The following is a 9,222-nucleotide window of genomic DNA, read 5'->3' on the forward strand; positions in this document are numbered from 1 at the left end:
AATTGAAATTGAAGGATTCCCTTATAAGGAGGTACCCGAAAATATGGTGCCTTTTATATGTAACAATGAAAAGGAAGCAGATTTCAAATATAGAATCATGGTGGAAAGTGAGTTGAAGAGTGATAAAGGCACTCTGATATTTGAAAACAATATCAGAAAAATATATATAAACAACAGCAAATATTGTGTTTATTTCAGTTACAAAATGGGAGATGACAGTAGTCTGGAAATAAGTACAGTGTTTGACATAGAATCAAAGGAAGCACAAATTTATGTTGATAGAAAGTTTATTGAATTAACTAATGGTCCAGGACTTTTAATGAGTAGCCTTGATATTGATTTGGTTTTACTTCTTTTCAACCGCATTATTATGCATGCTTCCGTAGTTGAATATCAAAATCAGGCAATCCTTTTTAGTGGACCTTCAGAGATTGGAAAATCAACTCAGGCAAACTTGTGGAAAAAATACATGAATGCTGATATACTTAATGGTGACAGGGCTACTATAGATATTTCTAAGGATATTACTAATGTTTATGGTTCTCCTTATGCAGGAAGTTCTAAGATATTTAGAAATGAGTCTGCACCTATTAAAGCAATTATTTTGCTTAAACAGGGAGAAAAAAATTCTATTAGGCAGTTGGTGGGAATGGAATTGTATAGAAATATGTTTCCACGATTTTCTCTTGCCAGATGGGATGATAAGCTGTCAAATATTAGCATGAATATTATAGAAGAAATTATTAGCAGGATACCGGTATATGAATTAACCTGTCTGCCGGACGAAGAAGCAGTAAAGTTAGTTTGTGATACGGTATTTTAATAAGGAGAAATTTTGTGAGTGATTTGAATAATCCTTTTAAGCCCAACCTTAGAACCGGTTTGTATTTAAAAGCCATGAAGGACAGGGCACCGATACATGGTTCTTTTGAATTGACACCCAGATGTAATCTGAATTGTAAAATGTGCTACATCAGAATGTCTGAGAAGGAAATGTGTAGTGCCGGCAGGGAATGGACGGCAAATCAATGGATAGATTTTGGAAAAGTGTGCAGGGATAAGGGCATGCTGTTTCTTTTACTTACAGGTGGGGAGCCTTTTTTCAGAAAGGATTTTAAAGAAATATATACTGAATTGAATAAAATGGGATTTATAATTACCATTAATTCTAATGGCATATTAATTACTGATGAGGTTGTCTGTTGGCTGAAAAAATGTCCACCATCAAAAATCAGAATAACTTTATATGGTGGAAGTAATGAAACTTACAGTCGTTTATGTGGTGATCCATATGGATTTGATAAGGTGACCGCTGCCATTGACAGGTTGCTTGAAGCGGGAATAGCGGTAGCAATAAATGCCAGCTTCACACCTTACAATGTATGCGATATAGAGGCTATATACGATTTTGCAAAGAAGCGGAAATTAAAAGTTAAGCCTATGGTGTATATGTTTCCACCTATCAGACGCTTTGAAAGTGAAAATGAGGTTTTAAGATTCACGGAAGAAGAAGCGGGACAGGCACTTTTTAGAACCAAAATGGCTGAAATGGATAGTGGAGTTTTGTATTGGTTTATTAAAAGAATGCAACAGGGTTTTAGAGCAGATGAAGATGATGGCTGCATTGTGGCTGAGGAAGAAAACATGGGGTGCATAGCAGGAAAATGTTCTTTCTGGATTACATGGGATGGACGTATGACACCTTGTGGAATGATGAATCAGCCTGTTGTAAATCCCAAAGAAAAATCCTTTGATGAGTGCTGGGATTACATAGTGAAGGAAACTGACAAGATCTTTTTACCCAAAGCCTGCACCCGGTGTGAGCATAGAAATGCATGTACCGTTTGTGGAGCTTTAGCTGTTGCAGAAGGTCATGGTGATTCCACTGTAAAACCGGAATATTTGTGTGGAATAACCCGTGAGTACCTAAGACAATGCCAGAGTTTTGTAAATAATATTGAATCATTAGCAAAGGCGGAGAATGAAGATGAATAGCAAAAATAAAAAGATAATTGTAATTGTTATAGTTGTTTGCGTGGTGCTACTGTTAGTAGGAACTATACTGTTTTTTAAAAACGCCAATAATAACAAGAGCGAAGTAGAAAGCATGAAAAAAGAAGCACAAAAGAATACTGCTTTAAGCCCTGAGAAATTAGAAAGCATAACTAATAATGTAACCAGAGTAGAGGACTATGTAGAGCCGGGAAAGAATACATTGGAAGTTGACAAAATTCAGGGATTTACAACTAAAAAAAGCGTAAAAAATTCTACAACTAATCAGAAAGATAAGAAAAGTAATAAAGACGATAAAAAAAGTGAAAAGGTAGAATTATCAGACAGCAATCTCATTATTGAAAAAGTGGGAAGTTATACAGGAAATTATTTAGAGGATGGCAGCGATGAGCCTATAGAAAAGGTGGCAGCCATTATTATATCCAATACATCTGACAAGATGTTACAGGTAGGTGATATTACCTTTAAAGTTAGTGACAAGGAAAATGCTACCTTTAGAGTAACTAATCTGTTGCCTCATACATCGGCTTTGGTGTTGGAATCTAATAAGAGAAAATACAGTGATAAGGACGATTATTCTTACGGAACTGTAGTTAATGCCTACTTAGATGCCCCGGATTTGTTAGAGGATAAGTTTGAAGTAATTAAGGAAAACGGAAATCTCAAGCTTAAAAACAAAACAGACAAAACCTATAAGAAGGTGTATGTTTATTATAAATATGTGCAGTCAGGTGGAGCATTTATGGGAGGTATAACTTACAGAGTGCCCTTTGAAAACATAGAAGGTAAGAAAACTGTTACATCAGTGGCTAATCATTTTAGTGCCAATACCAGTGTAATAGTGGATGTACAAATAGCAGAGGAATAGGAGAGTAAGGTTATGAGAAAAGAGTTTAAGAAAATAGTTACCTGGGGAATGGTAGTTGCCATGGCTTTTTCCCCGGCACCATCTGTTTTTACAACTGATGCTAACACTGTCTATGCTGACAGCGCTACATCAGGCAGTTGTGGAAGTGAGGCTCAGTGGTCCTATGACAGTGCCAGTGAAACACTGACAATTAGTGGTAAAGGAGCGGTGAGTAGTTCACCTTTTTCTGAAATAGCATTTAAAAAACTTATTATCGAAGAGGGAATTACACAGATTAATAGTAGAAGATTCCTTGGAAGTAGTGCTTTAGAAAGTGTTAGTCTTCCAAAAACCATTACCAATTTAGGAGAATATGCGTTTGAAAATTGTCAGAGTTTAAAAGAGATTTTAGTAGATGATGAAAATGAAAATTTTAAGTCAACAGATGGTGTTTTGTACACAAAAAATATGCAGACACTATTAATATATCCTGCAAACAGGGAAAATACAGATTTTTCAATTCCTGAAACAGTTAGAAGTTTTGGTGACTATGCCTTTGACTACAGTCAAAATCTTGAAAACATAACCATTCCGGCAGGACTTAGAAGCATGGGTGAATATGAACCCTTTTATTGTGCTAAGTCAATTAAAAACTTTGATGTTGCCACAGGTAATGGCTATTATGCATCAAAGGACGGCTGTCTGTATTCAAAGGATTTAAAGAAGCTTATTAAGTATACAATTGCAGGAGAGGACAAATCAGTAACAATAGATGGCTCAACCATCATAAACGATAATGCCTTTTACAATTCAGCAAATCTTGAAGAAGTAGTTCTTAAAAACTCTGTTAGTGAAATCGGCTATATGGCTTTTTATAACTGCGATAAATTAAGCAAATTAACTATAGAAAACAGTGAATGTAAGATAAATGACATTTTAAATAATAGCAACGTTACAATTTGCGGATATGCTGCATCTACAGCAGATACATACGCTAAAAGAAATGATTTGCAGTTTAGTGAATTATCAGAGAAGAAGGTTAGTTCTATTGAAATATCAGAATATCCAAAGAAAACTGTATTTGCTATAGGTGATATATTTAATTGTGTAGGTCTTGAAATAAAGGTTAATTATGTAGACGGAACCAGTGCAATTAAAAGTTCAGGCTTTTCAGTTAAGGGCTTTGCCTCTGACAAGGTGGAAAGAAGAACTCTTACTGTTGAGTATGGAGGAAAAACAACAACATATGATATTGTAGTGGTAACTCAGTTAAATATACAGGATTTAACCACAAGAAAGAACACCACGGTAAATGTTGTTGAAAAGAATCAGACCAGCCGTTTAAGATTTATTCCGGCTAAATCAGGGGATTATAATATTTATTCCATAGGTGATGATACAGATACATGGGCAGCTCTCTATGATGTAGATGAAAATCTCTTATTAGAAAATGATGACAGAGGGGAACTTTCTGACGGAAATTATGACAGCAATTTCTTTATCAGTTATCACCTTGAAGCCAATAAGGTATATTTCCTTGATACAAAATTTGAGGATAAAAACGCTATTGGAAGTTTTGATGTAGCAGTGAAGCTTATTAAGGAAGATGAAACAGAAGCTCCAACTACAGAGCCAACCACAGAGGCACCGACAGCAGAGCCAACTACAGAGCTTGGCAGCGAGCATGTAACATCACAGCCGGCAACAGAGCCGGGGAGCGAACCAACGGCAGTGGCTCCAACACAGAAGCCTACAACAGTGGCTCCTACGCAGCCGGAAACCACTACAAAGACTTCCGGAGGGGGAAATATTACCACTAAAAAACAGCAAACCACCACTGTAGGTAAAGTGACTGTTAAAAAGACAAAAGTGTCTAAATTCAGCAAAAAATTAGCTTCAAACAAGGTTAAAATATCCCTTAAGAAGATAAAAGGCATAAGCGGATATGAAATTAAAATTTCAAGCTCTAAGAAATATGCCAAATCAAAAACCGTAACTAAGAAAGTTAAGAAAAATGTCTTTACAGTTAAAAGCAGCAAAATAAAGAACAAAAAAGTTCTGTATGTAAAGGTAAGATGTTATAAAAAAGTCGGTAAAAAGGTATATTATAGTAGATGGACTTCTAAAAAGGTTAAAATTAAAAAATAGGTTAAGCCATAGGCTTTTATGAAAGGACGAGGCAAATTGTACAAGAATATTCCAAAACAGGAAAAAATATTATTAAAGAATTTAGTTGAATATCAGGATGGACAGGTTGTTAGCAAGACTTTGGTTCAAAACGATTTTGTAAGTGTTACCATTTTTTCTTTCGATAAGGGAGAGGAAATATCAACTCATGCATCAGGTGGAGATGCCATGGTTACTGTACTTGACGGAAAAGGCCGTTTTACAGTAGGTGGAGAGGTGTTCACCTTAACAGAAGGTGAATCACTTATTATGCCAAAGGATGTTCCTCATGCAGTTTTTGGGGAAGAAAAATTCAAGATGGAATTAGTTGTTTCATTCTAGTGTAAAAATATTTCCGACGAAATGCCTCTGACCGCAGGGAAGAGGTTCTACATATTATGCAAGGAGGTTTTTTCATGAAAACAAAAACAGCTGTTATAACAGGTGCAAGTTCCGGAATTGGAATGGAGTTTGCCAGAGCTTTTGCCAAAATGGGCTACAGCCTTATCCTTACTGCAAGAAGAAAGGACAGGCTGGAAAAGTTGGCATCGGAACTTTCAGTTCCCTGTGAGATTATTGTCTCTGATTTGTCTAACGAATTGGAGTGTTATCAGTTATGGGAAAAAATATCTCATAGGGACATTAATGTTTTTATAAATAATGCAGGTTTTGGCACCTGTGGAAATTTTCAGGATACGGATTTAGCAAAGGAAGTTTCCATGATTAATGTAAATATCAGGGCAATGCATATTTTATTTAAAAAAGTCCTTCAAAAAATGAAAGTCCAGGGTTATGGAAGAATTTTAAACGTGGCCTCCTCAGCAGGGCTTCTTCCGGCAGGGCCTTATATGGCGACATATTATGCTACAAAGGCGTATGTTACAAGTATTACCCAGGCGGTGGCACAGGAATTAAAAGAAGAGGGCAGTAAAATCTATGTGGGGGCGCTGTGTCCCGGACCTGTAGACACGGAATTTAATGAAATGGCAGACGTTATTTTCGCCCTTAAAGGAATTACTCCTAAATACTGTGTTAAGGAAGCTTTAATGGGAATGAAAAAGAGAAAGGTTATTATTGTACCTTCATTAAAAATGAAAATATGCATAATGGGACAAAAACTTTTGCCAAAGCAAAGTCTGCTTAAAATAGTTGCAATGCAGCAGAAGAAAAAGACAAAGAACTAAAGATTACATTATATTAGAGCATTTCGCAAAGCACCAATAGAGAAAATTACGTTAGACGTTTGACAAAGCTATGTTAGGGCGTTTTAGGAAAGGACAAATATGAGTACATTTAACGTAGAATTAAAAAAGGTAGTGGATGACAGTTATGATATTGAAATTGGTTTTTCTTTGGAAGAAAAGTTAATTTTAGATTTAAAAGCCGGTCTTGTAGGGAATATAAAGAAATATGTAGTTGTAACAGATTCTGTGGTTAAGGATTTATATGGTGAAAAAATACATAAGTTAATTGAAACAGCAGGATTTAAGACAGATTTGATTGTTTTTGAAGCCGGTGAAAAAAGTAAAACAAGAGAGACAAAGGAGTATGTGGAAGATACAATGCTTTCAAAGGGATACCGCAGAGATTGCTGTATTATAGCAGTAGGCGGCGGAGTGGTTACGGACTTGGCAGGCTTTGTGGCAGGAACCTATGGAAGAGGCGTACCTTTTATAAATTATGCCACCACATTACTTGCTTCTGCTGATGCATCAGTTGGAGGCAAAACCGCAGTAGATACTCCTCTTGCCACAAATCTTATTGGAATGTTTAATCAGCCCCAAAAGGTTTACATTGATATTGCCGCATGGAAAACTCTTCCAAAGAGACAGTTATCCAGTGGCTTGGCAGAAACCATAAAACATGCATGTTTAGCCAGCAGTGATTTCTTTGAATATTTAGAGAAGAATATTGATAAAATAATGGCTGTGGATAAAGATGTTTGCGAAAAGGTTGCAGAGGAAAATTGCCGTATAAAATATCATGTTGTAATGAAGGATGAAAGGGAAAGCGGACTTAGGGAGGTTCTTAATTTAGGTCATACCGTTGGAAGGGCAATTGAAACTGTAAGCGATTACCGGCTTCTTCACGGTGAAGCATTGGCTATAGGCATGGTGGCAGAGGTAAATCTGGCAAAGAAAATGGGATATGTTACAGAGGAAGAGAGAACAAGGGTTATAAACCTATATCAAAAGGCACAGCTTCCAACAGAAATTCCTGATTACATAGACAGGGAAGCTTTAGTAAAGAAGCTTTATACTGATAAAAAAGTTAAGGATGGAAAATTACGTTTTGTTATTCAAAATGGAATCGGAGCTATTGTTGAGTTCTCGCCGGGAGTTTATGCAACACAGGTTGAAGAAAGTGTAGCAAGAGAAATTATTATGGATATGTAAAAATAAGCTGTCGCATTGGCGACAGCTTATTTAAATGAAAAAAGATTTGATTCACTTTTTTATTTTAGAGTGCAACATAATTTATTTAATTATGTGATATTTTTTACCCATTTGTAGGACAACGCCCTAGGCATTCCTACCACCATTTTTCCTAATTCATCAGCGGAAACCATCAGGTAAACCCAGTATACCGGAAGATGAAGTCCAACTGCACCAAGGAATACCATAGGGATTCCCACCAGCCAGTTGCCTACAAAGTTTGCCAAGAAGCAATACAGACTGTCTCCGCCGCTTCTTAAAATACCTGCTACAATGGCAAAGTTCTCTGCCCTAAATGGCATGGTCAAAGCAAAAATAACCATCATTTTTTGAGCATAGCCTAAGGATTCCTCGCCTACATTAAACATACTAAGAAGCAGTGGTGAGAATAATGCTATAATTATTCCCAGAACAAATGCAACTGCCGGTATAAGAACCATAAATCGTCTGCTGTAGGCCTTTACCAACTCTAATTTATTTTCGCCTAATAATTTACCAAGCATAATTCCGGCAGCAGTTCCAATTCCCTGAGATAGAATCATTGCTAACTGGGTAAAGGTGTTTACAATCTGCAAAGCCGCCTGGGATGCAGTTCCGGTGTATTTGTATCCGATATTGTAAATGTTATTTCCAATGGCAAATACAACTTCACACATAATAAGAAATGTTCCGTAGTGAAAGTATTTTTTTACATCACTAAAGGAAAACTGGAAATATTCTTTTATCGGTGCACAAATCGGAAACTTCTTTATAATGGATACGCCATATAAAAACAGAAGCTCAAGGGTAAGAGCAATAATTGTACCTATGGCAGCACCACGGACTCCAAGCTTTGGAGCACCAAAATTTCCAAATATAAGTATGTAGTTAAAAATTGTATTTGTTGAAAGAGAAATAATTGTTCCAAGCATTGTTATAAATGTTTTTTCCGTGCTTACTAAAGATATGGAACATACATTTATAAGTCCGATAAGGACACATGAAATACTCATTATTTTCATATAAGAACTTCCAAGGGCTATAACCTCAGGGTCCTTCGAGTAAAGCAACATAATCGTATCCGAAAATAATGCCGTAAATATGGCGAATATAATGGAAAACGTCAGGTTTAATATAAACATCAGTCCCATATAATGATGAATAGACCTGGTATCTTTCTTTCCCCAATATTGGGATATAAAAACGCCGCCTGTGGCAGTTATTATATAAAACCGCCGCCTGTGGCAGTTATTCCATTAAAAAGATAGAACAAAAGTCCAATCCAGCCACTTCCCATGGCTACGGCAGTAACCTCGGCAGCACCTAGCTGTCCAATCATAAAAACATCAAGCATATTAACTAATGCCTGAAAAAAGTTCTGTAGAGCAACAGGCGCTCCCAGTACCAGAATCTGCTTATAAAAAGCACGGTTATCGATAGTAACTTGTCCCATAAATTTTTGTAAAAACAACAGGGAGATACATTACAAAGTATGAGGTTAGATACCAAGTGAAATACCCGAAAAAACTCCCTGTTTTGCCCCCTTCCGATAAATATCACTTTATTCTATCACTAATAAAAAATATGTCTACAACTAAATCAAAAAATGTTGAAATTTTTTGTTGAAGTGAAAAGTTTATTTCTACTTCAGCCAAAATTTTTTGGACATTGTGGTTATTGGGCGTTGGATTTTTTTGACGTTGGGGTTATTTTGATGGAATCATTTAGAAATCGCCCCTTCCCCGACTTGAACTAAAGAAACAAACCGGGAAAAGAAAGATT

At 36.3% G+C, this 9,222-nt stretch carries 8 protein-coding genes and 1 pseudogene; 7 read left to right on the forward strand and 2 right to left on the reverse strand.

The window, feature by feature from the left end; genetic code table 11:
* The 7 genes and pseudogenes from Q5O30_RS04925 to aroB form a co-directional block, all read left to right on the forward strand.
* A pseudogene (locus tag Q5O30_RS04925) lies at positions 1–823 on the forward strand (hypothetical protein); the annotation flags it as partial.
* A 14-nt stretch (positions 824–837) separates the two neighbouring features.
* The gene (locus tag Q5O30_RS04930; protein ID WP_021952644.1) at positions 838–1,995 is read left to right on the forward strand and encodes a radical SAM protein; all 1,158 of its coding nucleotides are present in this window, start codon (positions 838–840) and stop codon (positions 1,993–1,995) included.
* Complete coding sequence (locus Q5O30_RS04935; protein WP_021952645.1) at positions 1,988–2,881, forward strand: hypothetical protein; 894 nt, start codon at positions 1,988–1,990, stop codon at positions 2,879–2,881. The genes Q5O30_RS04930 and Q5O30_RS04935 overlap by 8 nt, the downstream gene beginning before the upstream one ends.
* Before the next feature lie 12 nt (positions 2,882–2,893).
* Positions 2,894–5,008 (forward strand): leucine-rich repeat protein, encoded by a 2,115-nt coding sequence (locus Q5O30_RS04940; protein ID WP_021952646.1) that lies wholly within the window; start codon positions 2,894–2,896, stop codon positions 5,006–5,008.
* Positions 5,009–5,044: 36 nt separating this feature from the next.
* On the forward strand, positions 5,045–5,368 hold the full coding sequence (locus tag Q5O30_RS04945; protein ID WP_302624382.1) for a cupin domain-containing protein: 324 nt from the start codon (positions 5,045–5,047) through the stop codon (positions 5,366–5,368).
* Positions 5,369–5,442: 74 nt separating this feature from the next.
* Positions 5,443–6,210 carry an SDR family oxidoreductase gene (locus Q5O30_RS04950; RefSeq protein WP_021952648.1) on the forward strand — a complete coding sequence of 256 codons (768 nt, stop codon included), beginning with the start codon at positions 5,443–5,445 and terminating at the stop codon, positions 6,208–6,210.
* Between the two features lie 99 nt (positions 6,211–6,309).
* Entirely contained in the window at positions 6,310–7,422 is a 1,113-nt protein-coding gene (gene aroB / locus Q5O30_RS04955) for a 3-dehydroquinate synthase (RefSeq protein ID WP_021952649.1), read from the forward strand.
* 89 nt (positions 7,423–7,511) lie between these two features.
* Here the strand turns inward: aroB and Q5O30_RS04960 are convergent, their stop codons facing one another.
* Both Q5O30_RS04960 and Q5O30_RS04965 read right to left on the reverse strand, forming a co-directional pair.
* The gene (locus tag Q5O30_RS04960) at positions 7,512–8,666 is read right to left on the reverse strand and encodes an MATE family efflux transporter (RefSeq protein ID WP_370553106.1); all 1,155 of its coding nucleotides are present in this window, start codon (positions 8,664–8,666) and stop codon (positions 7,512–7,514) included.
* Positions 8,663–8,893, reverse strand: a complete 231-nt coding sequence (locus tag Q5O30_RS04965; RefSeq protein WP_021952651.1) for an MATE family efflux transporter — start codon at positions 8,891–8,893, stop codon at positions 8,663–8,665. The genes Q5O30_RS04960 and Q5O30_RS04965 overlap by 4 nt, the downstream gene beginning before the upstream one ends.
* Positions 8,894–9,222: the final 329 nt, after the last annotated feature.

Source organism: Eubacterium sp. CAG:161 (assembly GCF_000432355.1).
In the GTDB taxonomy this organism is placed as follows: domain Bacteria; phylum Bacillota; class Clostridia; order Lachnospirales; family Lachnospiraceae; genus Eubacterium_G; species Eubacterium_G segne.